The organism is Nonomuraea sp. CA-143628 (assembly GCF_050942315.1).
Classification (GTDB): Bacteria; Actinomycetota; Actinomycetes; order Streptosporangiales; family Streptosporangiaceae; genus Nonomuraea.
The window spans coordinates 480,071-493,495 of record NZ_CP192072.1; the positions used below are offsets into that span (position 1 = coordinate 480,071).

At 69.7% G+C, this 13,425-nt stretch carries 12 protein-coding genes; 5 read left to right on the top strand and 7 right to left on the bottom strand.

Going from position 1 to position 13,425, the window contains the following annotated elements:
- Positions 1-27: 27 nt before the first annotated feature.
- The 4 genes from ACQP2T_RS02295 to ACQP2T_RS02310 all read right to left on the bottom strand — a co-directional run bounded on the left by ACQP2T_RS02295 (position 28) and on the right by ACQP2T_RS02310 (position 5,789).
- Complete coding sequence (locus tag ACQP2T_RS02295; RefSeq protein ID WP_433514533.1) at positions 28-984, bottom strand: Dyp-type peroxidase; 957 nt, start codon at positions 982-984, stop codon at positions 28-30.
- A 106-nt stretch (positions 985-1,090) separates the two neighbouring features.
- Positions 1,091-2,539 (bottom strand): protein kinase domain-containing protein, encoded by a 1,449-nt coding sequence (locus ACQP2T_RS02300; protein WP_433514534.1) that lies wholly within the window; start codon positions 2,537-2,539, stop codon positions 1,091-1,093.
- Positions 2,526-3,497 (bottom strand): LacI family DNA-binding transcriptional regulator, encoded by a 972-nt coding sequence (locus ACQP2T_RS02305; protein WP_358533355.1) that lies wholly within the window; start codon positions 3,495-3,497, stop codon positions 2,526-2,528. Before ACQP2T_RS02305 ends, ACQP2T_RS02300 begins: the two co-directional genes overlap by 14 nt.
- Positions 3,498-3,638: 141 nt before the next feature.
- Positions 3,639-5,789, bottom strand: coding sequence for a transglycosylase domain-containing protein (locus ACQP2T_RS02310; RefSeq protein ID WP_433514535.1), 2,151 nt, complete (start codon positions 5,787-5,789; stop codon positions 3,639-3,641).
- A gap of 61 nt (positions 5,790-5,850) precedes the next feature.
- Here ACQP2T_RS02310 and ACQP2T_RS02315 point away from each other — a divergent pair, with 61 nt between their 5' ends.
- The 3 genes from ACQP2T_RS02315 (at position 5,851) to ACQP2T_RS02325 (ending at position 8,034) form a co-directional block, all read left to right on the top strand.
- Positions 5,851-6,489, top strand: coding sequence for a TetR/AcrR family transcriptional regulator (locus tag ACQP2T_RS02315; RefSeq protein WP_433514536.1), 639 nt, complete (start codon positions 5,851-5,853; stop codon positions 6,487-6,489).
- A gap of 243 nt (positions 6,490-6,732) precedes the next feature.
- Positions 6,733-7,614 (top strand): dihydropteroate synthase, encoded by an 882-nt coding sequence (gene folP, locus ACQP2T_RS02320; RefSeq protein WP_433514537.1) that lies wholly within the window; start codon positions 6,733-6,735, stop codon positions 7,612-7,614.
- 39 nt (positions 7,615-7,653) lie between these two features.
- The gene (locus tag ACQP2T_RS02325) at positions 7,654-8,034 is read left to right on the top strand and encodes a DUF1992 domain-containing protein (protein WP_433514538.1); all 381 of its coding nucleotides are present in this window, start codon (positions 7,654-7,656) and stop codon (positions 8,032-8,034) included.
- 240 nt (positions 8,035-8,274) lie between these two features.
- On the opposite strand, the gene ACQP2T_RS02330 is transcribed toward ACQP2T_RS02325, so the two are convergent.
- Positions 8,275-9,447, bottom strand: coding sequence for a glycosyltransferase family 4 protein (locus tag ACQP2T_RS02330; RefSeq protein ID WP_433514539.1), 1,173 nt, complete (start codon positions 9,445-9,447; stop codon positions 8,275-8,277).
- The gene (locus tag ACQP2T_RS02335) at positions 9,444-10,274 is read right to left on the bottom strand and encodes a sulfotransferase family protein (protein WP_433514540.1); all 831 of its coding nucleotides are present in this window, start codon (positions 10,272-10,274) and stop codon (positions 9,444-9,446) included. The genes ACQP2T_RS02330 and ACQP2T_RS02335 overlap by 4 nt, the downstream gene beginning before the upstream one ends.
- Before the next feature lie 187 nt (positions 10,275-10,461).
- Here ACQP2T_RS02335 and ACQP2T_RS02340 point away from each other — a divergent pair, with 187 nt between their 5' ends.
- A complete protein-coding gene (locus ACQP2T_RS02340) occupies positions 10,462-11,559 on the top strand; it encodes a sialidase family protein (protein ID WP_433514541.1) in 1,098 nt (365 codons plus the stop codon).
- Between the two features lie 100 nt (positions 11,560-11,659).
- Here the strand turns inward: ACQP2T_RS02340 and ACQP2T_RS02345 are convergent, their stop codons facing one another.
- On the bottom strand, positions 11,660-12,502 hold the full coding sequence (locus ACQP2T_RS02345) for an alpha/beta fold hydrolase (protein ID WP_433514542.1): 843 nt from the start codon (positions 12,500-12,502) through the stop codon (positions 11,660-11,662).
- 142 nt (positions 12,503-12,644) lie between these two features.
- Here ACQP2T_RS02345 and ACQP2T_RS02350 point away from each other — a divergent pair, with 142 nt between their 5' ends.
- On the top strand, positions 12,645-13,403 hold the full coding sequence (locus ACQP2T_RS02350) for an IclR family transcriptional regulator (protein WP_433514543.1): 759 nt from the start codon (positions 12,645-12,647) through the stop codon (positions 13,401-13,403).
- Positions 13,404-13,425 lie beyond the last annotated feature (22 nt).

Here is a 13,425-nt window from a genome sequence, read left to right on the forward strand (position 1 = left end):
CAGGCGCGGGGAAGGGGCCCGCGTCGGTCAGGGTTCGCTGTTCGGCGGATCAGGCAGGTCCTGGAGGAAGTCGGCGCTCGGGACGAAGAAGAGCGTGCCGGTCACGGCCGTCGAGAAGTCGAGGATCCGGTCGTGGCCGGCCGGCGGGGCGCCGAGGAACATCCTTTCGAGCATCCGCTCGGTGACCGTGGGGGTGCGGGCGTAGCCGATGAAGTACGTGCCGAACTCGCCGCGGCCCACGGCGCCGAAGGGCATGTTGTCGCGCAGGATCTGCCGTTCGGTGCCGTCGGCGTCGACGATCGTGGTCAGGGAGACATGCGAGTCGGCCGGTTTGCTGTCGTCGTCCAGTTCGATGTCGGTCAGCTTCCTGCGGCCTATCACTTTCTCCTGCGCCTCGACCGTCAGCGCGTTCCACGCTCGCAGGTCGTGCAGGTACTTTTGCACGATGACGTAGCTCCCGCCGGCGAACGCGGGATCCTCCTCGCCGATCAGGACCGCGTCGCGCGCATCGGCACCGACGGGGTTCTCCGTTCCGTCGACGAAGCCGAGCAGGTCACGTACGTCGAAGTACTTGAACCCGTGCACCTCGTCGCGGACGGTCACCGCGCCGTAGAGCCGGTCCATGATCTCCGATGCCAGCGCGAAGCACAGGTCGAGGCGCTGCGCCCGGATGTGGAACAGCAGGTCACCGGATGTGGACACGGCACGATGCCGGCTTCCGGCCAGTTCGCGGAAGGGGTGGAGCTCGGCGGGGCGAGGCCCGGCGAACAGCCGGTCCCAGGCGTGAGAGCCGATGGCGGCGACGCAGCTGAGCGTGCTGTCCGGCGCCCGAAAACCGATGGCACGCTGCAGCGCGTCCAGGTCGGAGAGGAGGCCTCGGACTGCCGGTCCGCCACCCGGATCGATCGTCGCCACGATGAAGATCGCCGCTCTGGTCAGCGGGCTCAGCACCTGTTGGGGGAGCGCGTCCGTGGGTTTCGCCATGCCGCTCCTCCTCAAGCGTTCGTGTTCATCGTAGCCCTGCTCAGCACCGACGACTGGGACCTGGGCAGGGCTGTCCGACGTCGTGGCGTGTGGCCGGTCGTGCCCCTCATTGGGGGCCCAGCGCGGTGGCGATCTCGTCGAGACGGGCCTGGAGCTGTGTTCGGCAGGACGGTGTGAGGCGGCCTTCGCGCTCGCGGTCGGCCAGCTTGCGCCTCAGTTCCGCCATGCCTGGCTCGATCGGGCCGGGGGTGTCGAGCACGCCCTGCAGGACCTGCTGGAGGTCCAGCGTGACGTCGTGATCGATGGCCCCGCACGCCGCGGCGCCCGACAGCGTTCCGTGGAAGCCGGCCACCGCCTGCCGGGCCGTACGCTCCTGGCCGGCCGACCGCAGGACGGTGTGGGTGGACGGCCCCTCGGTGACAGCAGGTCCTGTGGTGCGAGCCGGGTCCGCGGTGGCCGGCGGCAACGCGGTGGCGGCAGGGCTCGTGGACGGCCCGGCCGTGACGGCGCCGTCGCCGGATGTGCGCGGGACGGCCGCATCGCCGGGCGCTCGCGTAGCGGGGGTCATGTCCGATGCGCGCGGCGGGGTGGTGGTGGACGCTCGGGGTGCGGCCGTGGTGCCGGCGGGGGGTGAAGGCGAGGTGGGGAGGTGGTCGACCGGGCGGTTGAGCCACAGCACCGAGGACAGCACCATCACGCCCGTCCCGGCGATGGCCAGGCCATGCCGTACCCGCCGGCCGAGAGCGGCGCCCCTGAGTGTGGCGGCCAGCGAGTCCGCGATCTCCGCCGCCGTCGGCCGCCGCGCCGGGTCGTGCGCGAGGCAGTTGCGGCACAGTGAGGCGATGCCGTGCGGCACGCCGGTCACCCGGGGCGGCGGCGAGGTACGGTGGGCGGCCTCGATCTGCTCCCAGGTGGTCTCCGGATAGGGCGTACGCCCGGTGAGCATGGCGAACAACAGCACCCCGAGCGCGTACACGTCGACCGCCGGATGGGTGGGGGCGCCGGCCAGCCGTTCGGGGGCGACGTAGGGCGGGGTGCCCCGGTCGTCGTCGGGATCACCGGAGGCGGCCGCGATCCCGAAGTCGAGCAGCTTCGGGCCGGACGCGGTGAGCAGCACGTTGTCGGCGGTGACGTCCCGATGGACCACGCCGCGGGCGTGCCCGTCGCGCAGCGCCCGCGCCAGCCGCAGGGCGATGGCCGCGGCCTCGGTCCAGGGCAGCGGCCCCTCGGCGATGCGCTCGCCGAGGGTGGAGCCGTCGAGCAGCGGCATCACCACGTAGGCCGCCACCTCGCCGTCCTCCGTCACGGTTTCGCCGTAGTCGTAGATGTCGATCACGTCCGGATGGAGGAACCGGGCGGCGGCGCGGGCCTCACTGCGTACGCGGACGCGCTCGCCGAGCCCGGCCTGGAGCGACGCGGTCAGCACCTTGACCGCGACCAGCCGGTGCAGCGACTGGTCGAAGGCCCGCCAGATCATCGACATGCCGCCGCGGGCGAGGGGATCCAGCAGCAGGTATCTGCGGGCCAGGACGTCACCCGGGTCAAGCCGACTCACGGATGACCAGTTCCGTGGGGAGGACGGGGTCGATGCCGGTCGTCCCGGCCAGCAGCAGCCGGGTGGCGACCATCGCGAGCTCCTCGACCGGTTGCCGGACCGTGGTCAGCGCTGGGACGGTACGCCGGGCGACGGGGGCGTCGTCGAAGCCGATCACCGCGACGTCCGCGGGGACCCGGCGACCGGCGCGGCGCAGGGCTTGGACGGCGCCGGCGGCCATCAGGTCGGAGGCGGCGAAGACCGCGTCGAGCCCGGGGGCGTGCCGCAGCAGCCACTGCATGGCGTGCGTGCCGGAGGCGGCCGTGAAGTCGCCGTATGCGACGGGCACCTCCGTCGCTCCGGCGGTGCGCAGCGTACGCACCAGGCCGTCGAGCCGATCTCGCGCCCCTGGCAGGGACGGCGGGCCGCCGATGGCGGCGATCGTCCGGCGGCCCGACAGCAGCAGGTGCTCGGCGGCCTGCCGGCCGCCGTCGTGGTTGTCCACGTCCACGTACGGGAGTTTGAGGTCGTGCGGGGGGCGGCCGACGTTCCGCACGGGCACGCCCGATGTGCAGAGCTTGATGGCCAGGGGATGGCGTTCGCGGGCGCCGATGAGGAGCACCGCGCCGCCTAACTCGGGAAGCACCGACGCGGTCGGGGTCACCGTCGTCACCATGAGCTGCGTGCCGTGCTCGGCCAGTACGGCACCGGCGGCCGACAGCAGCCTGGCGTAGTAGGGCTCGGAGAATAATCGGGGCAGATGGTCACAGACCACCGCCGTCACCCCGGCGGCCGGTCCTCTGGCCCCCGTTCCCCTGGGTGCGCGATGACGTACGTATCCCATACGGGACACCGCGTCGTAGACCTGCCGGCGGGTCGAGGTGCTGACCCGTACGGAGCCGGTGAGGACCCTGGATGCGGTCGCGGGCGAGACCCCCGCTTCGGCCGCTACCTGTGCCAGTGTGGGCTGCTCAGACATGGGAGCACCTCGCGGAAAAAGATCCTGGGAGCGCTCCCACGTTACCAATGTTTCGCCGCTGTTAACAGGGCGATTTGACAGTGTTGTCAGCACGAGACCCGCGAGCACGGCGTGCTCGCGGGTCTCGGAACGCCGTATCGGCTAGTGGGGGAGCGTGTTGTCGATGATGGGGTCTTCGGTGTCAGTGTCGGTGTCGGTTTCGTCGTCCGGCGTCGTCCGTACGGGAGCACAGCCCTGACCGCAGCCGCCGAAGCGGGCGGAGTTGATCGGCGTGAACGGGGTGGGCTCGGTGTCCTTCAGCGCCGCCAGCATGGTGTCCTTCCAGATCGGCCCGGGCACGCTCGCGCCGAACACCTCTGGGAAGTACTGGCCACCGATGGTGATGTTGTTGAGCTTGTGCTCCTGGGAGCCCCGGATGTCGCCGATGCTCACCGCTCCGGCCAGGTCGGGGGTGAACCCGGCGAACCACGCGGTGGCCTGGTTGTCGGTGGTGCCGGTCTTGCCCGCGGCGGGCCGGCCGATGCCGCCGACCTTTGACATCGTGCCCTTGGTGAACACCCCGCTCAGGACGTTCGCCGTGGCGTCCGCGACCTCGGGGTCGAGGCCGGCCGCCTGGTGGCACTTGGGGTTGTACTTGGTGACCTTGCCGTCGCGGTCGGTGATCTGGGTGATGGCCATCGGCTCGCAGTACTTGCCGCGGGCGGCGATGGCGGCGTAGGCGTTGGCGACCGTGATCGGGTCCATCTCGTTGATGCCGAGCGTGAAGGTCTCGTACTCCTGCAGCTTGTTGCCGTCGGCCCGCTCGATGCCGAGCGACTTGGCGGTCTTGATGGTGTCGCAGAGGCCGACGCGCTGCTCCAGCGTCAGGAAGAAGGTGTTGACCGAGCCCCAGGTGCCGGTCTGCAGCGACTTGAAGCCGGTGCCGCCCTCGTCGTTGCTGACGGTGTGCGTCGGGTCACCGATGTTCTCGCCCTTGCAGTTCTTGAAGGAGGAGTAGTAGGGGGCCCGATAGGTGCTGCCGACGGTGAAGCCGTCGTTGATCTTCATGCCCTTCTTGAGGGCGGTGATCAGCGTGAACGTCTTGAAGGTCGAGCCGGGCTGGAAGCCGATGCCGCCGCCGTGCTCCACGTTGGCCACCACGTTGAGCGACACTTCGCGCTTCCGCTTGGACGTGCCGTATTTCCTGCTGACCGCCATCGCCTTGATCTCTCCGGTGCCCGGTTTGATCAGGGCCTCGCTGGCGATCGGGTTGTCGCTGGCGAACACGTGCTTCCTGATGGCCTTGTCGGCCGCCGCCTGCATCATGGGGTCGAGCGTGGTCTTGACCTTCAGGCCACCCCGGCTGAGCAGCGCGGTGCGGATCTTCTGCGTCTTGCCGAAGATCGGGTTCTTGGTGATCTCGTTGCGTACGTACACGCAGAAGAACGGGTATTTGCTGGACTCGCAGCCGCCGGGCAGCGGGGTGCCCTTGTAACCGAGCTTCTTGGCCTTGGCCTCGGCGGCCTCCTGCGGCGTGATCTTGCCGAGTTCTTGCATCCGGTTGAGTACGGTGTTGCGGCGGTTCACCAGGCGATCCCGGAACTTCTTGCCGAGGTTGGGGTCGGTCGAGTTGGGGTCCTGCACGGCGCCCGCCAGAGTGGCCGCCTGCGCCAGGCTGAGCTGGGAGGCGTGCACGCCGAAGAACCGCAGGGACGCGGCCTCCACCCCGTAGGCACTCGCGCCGAAGTAGGCGATGTTCAGATATTTCTCGAGGATCTGGTCCTTGGTGTATTTCTCCTCGACGGCCATCGCATAACGCAGCTCGTTGAGCTTGCGCGCGTAGGTGGCCTCCAGCGCCTTGTTCTTGTCCTCTTCGGTGGTGGCGTTGTTGAGCAGCACCTGCTTGACGTACTGCTGGGTGATGCTGGAGCCGCCTTGCGCCGTCCGGCCCGAACCCAGGTTCTTCGCCAGCGCGCGGATCGTGCCCTCGATGTCGATCGGGCCGTGCTCGTAGAACCGGTAGTCCTCGATCGAGATGATCGACTTCTTCATGAGGTCGCCCATGTCGGCCAGCGGGATGACCTTGCGGTACTGCTCGTAGAACTGCGCGATCTGGTTGCCCTTGGCGTCGAGGATCGCGGTCATCTCGGCCGGCGGCTCCTCGGGGAGATCTGTCGCCTTGAGATTCAGCTCGGCGGAAGCGGTCTTGAACAGCGCCCCCGCGCCGCCCACCGCGGGCAGGGCGATAGCGGCCACCAGCACACCCGCAGCCGCTCCCGCTCCGGCAAGACGCGCGATACTCCTGGTGATCACGTCAGTCCCCCCTATTAGTATTAGGATTAATCCTATAGCCTTTAGGGTTGCGGGGCGGACGATGCGTAAGAGACTAACGCGGCAGACGACGATAGATGGGGCGATCGCCTATGCCGATGAGCACGGCATCGACGCCCTGTCCATCAGCGCGCTGGCCCGCCATCTGGGCGTGGCACCACCCAGCCTGTACGTCCACCTGCCCGGCGGGCTGCGTGACCTCCGGATCGCCCTGTCCGTCAAAGGACATCGCGACCTGGCCGAACACTGCCGCCGCGCCGCCACCGGCCGGTCGGGAGCCGACGCCTTGAGAGCGCTGGCCCACGCCCAGCGAGCATATGCGCGCGAGCATCCGGCCCTGTACGCGGCCACGCACTTCGAGGTGGACGGCTTCGACGACGAGGAAGTACGCAGTGCCGCGGACGAGGCGGCGGCCGTCACCGTCGACGTCCTGGCCGTCGGCTCGCTGACCGGAGCCGCCCTGGTGCACGCCGCCCGCGGCATCCGCAGTGCGGTCCAGGGGTTCTGCGCGCTGGAGTCGGCCGGGGTGTTCGCGCTGCGCGTCTCGCTGGACGACAGCTTCGCCTGGCTGGTGGACGCGCTGGTGACCAAGGCCATGGCGGCCACCGCGCTGTCCACAGGAGCCGCCGCGCTGTCCACGGGGGCCACCGCCGTTTGGGAGAGTGGGCCTCGGCCAACCTGATGGGAGCGGCGGTGACGCCCCTCGTCGCGCGCCCCCTGCCAGGAGAGTTTGGTGTGATCAGGGGGCCTTTGTCGAGCATTTCGAAGATTCTGAAAGCGCCCGCCACCCCGTGAGCCGGACCCAGGTCGGGGTGTGACAGCCGAGGCTCGATACTGGGGAGATGGTGATGGACGCGGCGCTCGTGGCCCGGCTGTTCGACGGGTCCATCGATCGCTGGGCGAATCTCCTGGAGAGTGCATCAACGTGAGCGACATCCTCTTCCCCGTCCGGCGCATCGGCCGCCGCGAGTTCGACTTCGCGCGCCAGGTGGCCATCATGGCGATCGTCAACAGGACGCCCAACTCCTTCCACGACCAGGGCCGGACGTTCGAGCTCGACCGGGCCGTCGAGGCGGCGCGGGCCGCCGTCGCGGCCGGCGCCGACTGGGTGGACGTCGGCGGGTTCGCGTTCAGCGCCGATCAGGACGGCATCAGCGTCGGCGAGGAGGCCGACCGGGTGGTCCCCGTCATCGCTGAGATCCGCAACGTGACGGACGCCGTCATCTCGGTCGACACCCACCGCGCCGACGTGGCGAAGGCGGCCCTGGCGGCCGGCGCCGACGTCATCAACGACACCAACGGCCTGCGCGAGCCCGGCATGGCCGCGGTCGCGGCGGAGAGCGGCGCGACCGTGATCGTGACCCACAGCCTCGGCGGCCCGGGAAGGGCGGTCGTCCGGCCGGCGTACGGCGACGTCGTGAAGGAGGTCGCCGACTTCCTGCGCGAGCGGGTCCGGTTCGTGCTCGACTCCGGCATCCCCGCCGAGCGGATCATCATCGACCCCGGCCACGACCTGAACAAGAACACCTTCCACTCGCTGGAGCTCATGCGCAGGCTCGACGAGATCACCTCGATCGGCTACCCGACCCTGGTCGCCCTGTCGAACAAGGACTTCATCGGCGAGACCCTCGATCGCCCGCAGCGCGAGCGGACGGAAGGCACGATCGCCGCGAACGTGACCGCCGTCCTGAAGGGCGCCCGGATCCTCCGCGTGCACGACGTCCCCACTACGGTCGCGGCCGTACGGATGACCGAAGCCATGCTCGGCTGGCGGGCCCCGATCGCGCCCCGGCATAATCTTGGGTGAGAAGAGGGGTCGCGGATGACAGAGCGCAAACCAGGTGGGATGAGCTTCGAGTCATGGATCGACCGGCAGATCCGTGAGGCGACGGAGCGCGGCGAGTTCGACAATCTGCCCGGCTCCGGCAAACCTCTTCCCGACCTCGACAAGCCGTACGACGAGATGTGGTGGATCAAGCAGAAGGTGCGCAGCGAGGGCCTGTCGATGCCGCTGCCGCCGACACTCGCCCTGCGCAAGGACGCGGAGGAGGCGCGCGCCGAGGCCGTGGGCGCCAGGTCGGAGACCGAGGCGCGGCGGATCATCGAGGAGATCAACGCGCGCATCCGCGAGGCGATCAGGACCGGGCTGCAGGGCCCGCCGCTCAACCTGATGCCGTACGACGTCGAGCGCGTCATCTCCGAATGGCGTGACCGCCAGGGCCGCTAGCGCCAACGGCGACCCCAGCCACCACGGACCGCCTACCCCCGAAGGGGTATCCCCCGAGGACCCCAGCTACGACGGGCGGCCTTCTTCCATCCCCCGAAGGGGTATCCCCCTTAAAGAGCCCCAGCTACGACGGGCGGCCTTCTTCCACCCCCCGAAGGGGGTATTCCCCGTAAAGGACCCCAGCCACGACGGACCGTCACAGGGATCGAGGCGGGTCCCTGTGGTGAGGATGCCCCTCTACTACCGGGTCCAATAGCTGTCGATGATCGGCTCGCGGCTCAGCAACTCCGCGAACAGGTCCTCCCACAGCGGCATCACCGAGTCGGCGTGGTAGTTGGCGGCCGTCCGCTTGGCCGCCGCCCCCATCCGCACCCGCAACGCCTTGTCCGACATCAGCTGGTCGAGCGCGTCGGCGAGCCCGGCGACGTCCCCGGGCGGCACGAGCAGCCCGTCCTTGCCCGAGGTGAGCACGTCGGCGGGCCCGGTGGGGCAGTCGAAGGCGGCGATCGGCAGCCCCTGCCCCATCGCCTCGATCATCACCATCGGCAGCCCCTCGAAGCGGGACGAGAGCGCATAGATCGACGCCCCGGCCAGCTTCTCCTCCAGGCGGTCCGTACGGCCCATCAACTGCACCCGGTCCTCCAGACCGAGCTCGGCGATGAGCGCGTTGAGCTCGGCCTTCCTAGGCCCGCCGCCGTACACGCGCAGTCGCCAGTCCGGATGCCGTCGCGCCGCCTGCTGGAAGGCCGGGATCAGCAGGTCGAAGCCCTTCTGCTTGACCAGCCGCCCGGCCGCCACCACGACCGGGTTGACCTGCTTGGAGACCGGCCCTGACGTGTGCAGCGCGTTGGGGATGCGCACGATGGGCGTGTCAGGCAGGAGGATGCGGTATTCGATCTGGTTCTTCGTGGTCAGCACGACGACCGCGTCGAAGCGGCCGTAGTAGCGGGCGATGTCCCGGGTGATCGTCTCGGGGTAGGCGCCGACGTTCATGTGGTCCTGGGCGACGCAGATGACGCTCTTGGGAGTACGGCGGGCGGCGATCAGATTGAGCGCGGGCCGGGTCGTGACGAGGATGCCGCCTTCGAGGCGCGAGACATAGTCGATGACCGCCCTCTCCACCCGCTCGGTGAAGTAGTCGGCGGCGAACTCCCCGAAGGGCACGATCTTGCCGCGCATCCTCCGCCACAGCTTGCGGCCCAGCGAGTCGACCGGCACCCCGGCGCGCTGGTCGGCCAGCGGAACCAGCGTCACGCGGGGATCGATGGGGAACTGGGGCTTGTCGCGCCGTCGTACGGCACTGGCGATCTCCACCTCGTGACCGAGCGCGACCATCGCGTTGGCCTGGTTGATGACGGTACGGATCGTCCCGCCCTGCCCATAGGCATGCAGCAGCAGATATCGGATCTTCATGAGTATCCCCAGCTCCGGCACATGGCCTGGAGCGTGTCGGGCACCTCCTCAGGTGTGGGAAGTTCGCGGCCCGGCTGCACGCTGCCGGAGCGGATCTTGTCTCGCCAGTCGCCGAGCCCCTTGGTGAGCACGTCGGGCCGGCCGTACGTGAGCATCTCCGGCTCCCAGGGGACGCCCAGGAACTCGCAGACGGCTCTCGTCTCGCGCTCGGGGTCGGCGGTCAGGTCCTCGTAGCGCATGGTCAGGCCGGTGTGCGCCTTCCTGGCCCGCTGGACCGCCTTCATGTAGCGCAGCGCGTCGGCCGCGGCCGCTTCGCGGTCGCGCTTGTCCGGACTGGCCTCGTGCCAGGAGGCGGCGATGGAGGCCGGGTGGCGCAGCAGGAAGATGAAGCGCGCGTCGGGCCAGCAGGTGGCGATGCGCTGGTGGGCGAAGGCGTTGGCCGGGGTCTTGTCCACGATGTGCCGCTTGCCGCTGCGGACCAGCTCGCGGTGGAGCACCCGGTCCCAGAGCAGGTGTTCCAGATCGGCCCGGTTGTGGCCGAGCGCCGCCATCGACCGTTCCGCCAGTGACGTCCCGAACTCGACCCCGAGCCTGCGCACATGCAGCTCGTGCGGGGCGTGGACCAGGGAGTGGGCGTCGAGCATCGCGCGCAGCAGGGTGGAGCCCGATCTGACGGGCGACAGGATGAACACCGGCTCGCTCAACAGCCTGTCGGCGGGGTCGGCAGGTGGCCTTGCCGGGCTCTCCGGAGCCGCCTTGCTGACCCGCGAGAACTGGACGCCGGCATATTTGCCGAGCGCCTTGTTGATCTTGTGCTGCCAGGTCATGCGCTTGGAGGTTACCCAGCGTTCCTGGCAATTGGCTGGCAGCGGGCAATCGGCGCGGGTCAGGTGAAGAGGGAGTTAACGCTGGTGCAGCAGCGGATGATCGCCTGCGGGCAGGCAGGTGAGCGGGCCCGGCGACCGTGCGTACCCGCCATAAAGTCGCATCCGCAGGCGGACGAGGAGGAACCCGATGGCGCACGGCTACCCCACATCGGTGCCCTACCGGGCGGGCACCGACGGTTACCACACCTTCCGCATCCCGGCGGCGGTGGTGACCAGGGCCGGGACGATCCTGGCCTTCGCCGAGGGGCGGCACGGCTCGGCCGGCGACTCGGGCCACATCGACATCGTGCTCAAGAGGTCGACCGACGGCGGCGCCACGTGGGACGGACCGCGCGTGGTCGCCTCCGAACCGCACAAGGGCACCGCGGGCAACCCCGCCCCCGTCGTGACCCGCGACGGCCGGATCGTCCTGGTGTACGTACGCAATGGCCCCGCCGCCACCGAGGACAAGATCAGGCGCGGCCAGGTCGCCGCCGCCGACGGCCGCCGCGTGTACGTGCAGGCGAGCGACGACGACGGCGTCACCTGGTCGGCGCCCCGCGAGATCACCGCGAGCGCGAAGCGGCCCGAGTGGCGCTGGTACGCCACCGGCCCTGGCCACGCGGTCGAGCTGCGGCAGGGGCCGCACGCGGGCCGCCTCGTCGTACCCGCCAACCACTCGGTGCCCCCGACCGGTCGCGACAACGGCACGGAGGGCAAGTACAACGGCGGCCACTGCCTGCTGAGCGACGACGGCGGCACCTCATGGCGCATCGGGTACGTCGACGGCAACCCCGACGGCTACCTCAACATCAACGAGTCCACGGCCACCGAGCTGCCGGACGGCCGCCTCTACGTCAACTCCCGCACCGACTCCACCGCTCCCGGCAACCGGGCCGACGCCTACTCGGCCGACGGCGGGCAGACGCTCGAAGTGCCGTTCCGCCCGCAGGCCGACCTGGTCTGCCCGGTCGTGGAGGGCAGCGTGCTGCAGTGTTACGCGCCGGACGTCCTGCTGTTCTCCGCCCCGGGGGCGCCCGACGCCAGGGCGGTGCTGACGGTACGGGCCAGCGCGGACGGCGGCGTCACGTGGCGGCCCGTGCACACGGTGTCGGGCCTGCCCGCGGCCTACTCGGACCTGGTCAGGGTGGACGCGGACACGGTCGGGCTGCTGTACGAGACGGGTGACACCAGCGCCTACTCCACGATCGCCTTCCGCCGCGTCCCCATCGCCGAGCTCAGCTGATCCGGCTCTCCAGCCAGGGCCGCCGAGCTCACCCGGTCCGGCTCTCCAGCCAGGGCCGCCGAGCTCACCCGGTCTGGCTCTCCAGCCAGGGCCGCCGAGCTCACCCGGTCCGGCTCTCCAGCCAGGGCCGCAGGACCGGCAGGACGTTGGCGACCTGCATCGCCTGTATGTGGTCGAGGCCGTCGAGCACGCGCACCTCCCAGCCGAGCGCTTCGAGTTCGGCGCGCCGGTTGACCATCGGCCCGGCGATGTCCACGTCCACGCCGCCCCACCGCTCGCCGTATTCGATCTTGTCGGCCGAGCCCGCGAAGCACAGGCGCGGGCAGCTCAGGCTCGCCTGCGCCGCCCGGTCGTCGAAGTCCTGCAGACCCTCGTAGAGCGTGACGAACTGCCTGGTCTGGGCCTCCGTCATGGTGACCTCCGCGGAGTCCCAGTCGTACTCGTCGGCCTTGCGCTCCGTCTGCTGCGGGGCGGGGTCCTGGCCGGACATCTCGTAGGTGGCCATGGTCACGCTGAGCATCTCCGCGTACGGTCCGTCGAGCGGCGGGTAGCCGCCCATCACGAGCGCCGACAGCCGGTCGGTCCTGATCGCCAGCTGCAACCCGCTGAGCGCGAGCCACGAGTAGCCGTAATAGGCGAACCGGTCGGCGTCCACGGCGTCGGCGACGGCGAGCAGGTCGGCGGCGATGTTGGCCGGGGTCAGCGTGTCCGGCTTGGGGGTGGCCAGGACGTGGCCCTCGTAGTCGAAGGCGACGACCCTGAACGCGTCCGACAGCCCGTCGATGAGGTTGCGGCCGAGCGCCGGGTCGACGCCCCATTTGCGCATGTCGTCGGCCTTGGTGCCTTCGATCGGCACCGGGTTGACCGGCAGCAGCACTGTCGGGCCCCGGCCGTGCACCTCCAGGTGGATCGTGCTTCCGTCGTGCAGTTTCGCCTCGGTCATCAAGGATCTCCTTCTAACTCCATACGCCGTAAACCAATCATCCACACAATAGCTTATGCCGTAAAGAGTTGAGGGTGGCGACTAGCCAAGTTTCCGCAATGCGCGATAGCATTCCATTATTCGGAATACGCTAGGAGAATCCATGGCCGAGGCCCAGTCGCCGGTGGGCAGCGTCGACCGCGCCCTGCTGATCCTTCAGGAGATCGGCAAGCACAGCCGAGGGGTGACGCTCGACGAGCTGGCCACCCGGCTCGGCCTGCCCAAGAGCTCGCTCCACCGGTTGCTCGGCGCGCTCAAGCATCGCGGCTTCGCCGCGCAGCCGGAACCCAGCGGGCCCTACTTCCTCGGCACCGAGATGCTCGCCACGGCCTTCAGATTCTACGAAACCATGGACCTGCGCACGCTGGTGCGCCCGTTGCTGCTGCGGCTGAGCGAGGAGTTCGCCGAGACCGTGCACATGGCCATGCTGGACGGCGGCGAGGTCGTCTACCTGGACAAGGTCGAGGCGGTGCGGTCCATCACGATGACCTCCGTGGTCGGCGGGCGCAACGCGGCCCACTGCACGGGCGTGGGCAAGGCGCTGCTGGCGTGGACCTACCCGACCGACGAGGCGATCAAGGCATGGGCCGACCGCTACGGCCCGCTCGCGACCAGGACCCGCAACACGATCACGAACCCGGCCAAGCTGGCCACCCACCTGGACCAGGTCCGGCAGCGCGGCTACGCGCTCGACATGGAGGAGAACGAACCCGGCGTGCGCTGCGTGTCCGCCCCGGTCTTCCTGGGGCGGACGGCTCCCGTCGCCGCGGTGAGCGTGACCGCGATCAAGGACAGGATGTCACCTGCCCGGATGGAAGAGGTGGGCCACAGCCTGCGGCGGGCGGTCGCGGAGCAGGGCTGATCGGTTGACAGCGCGATCTTCC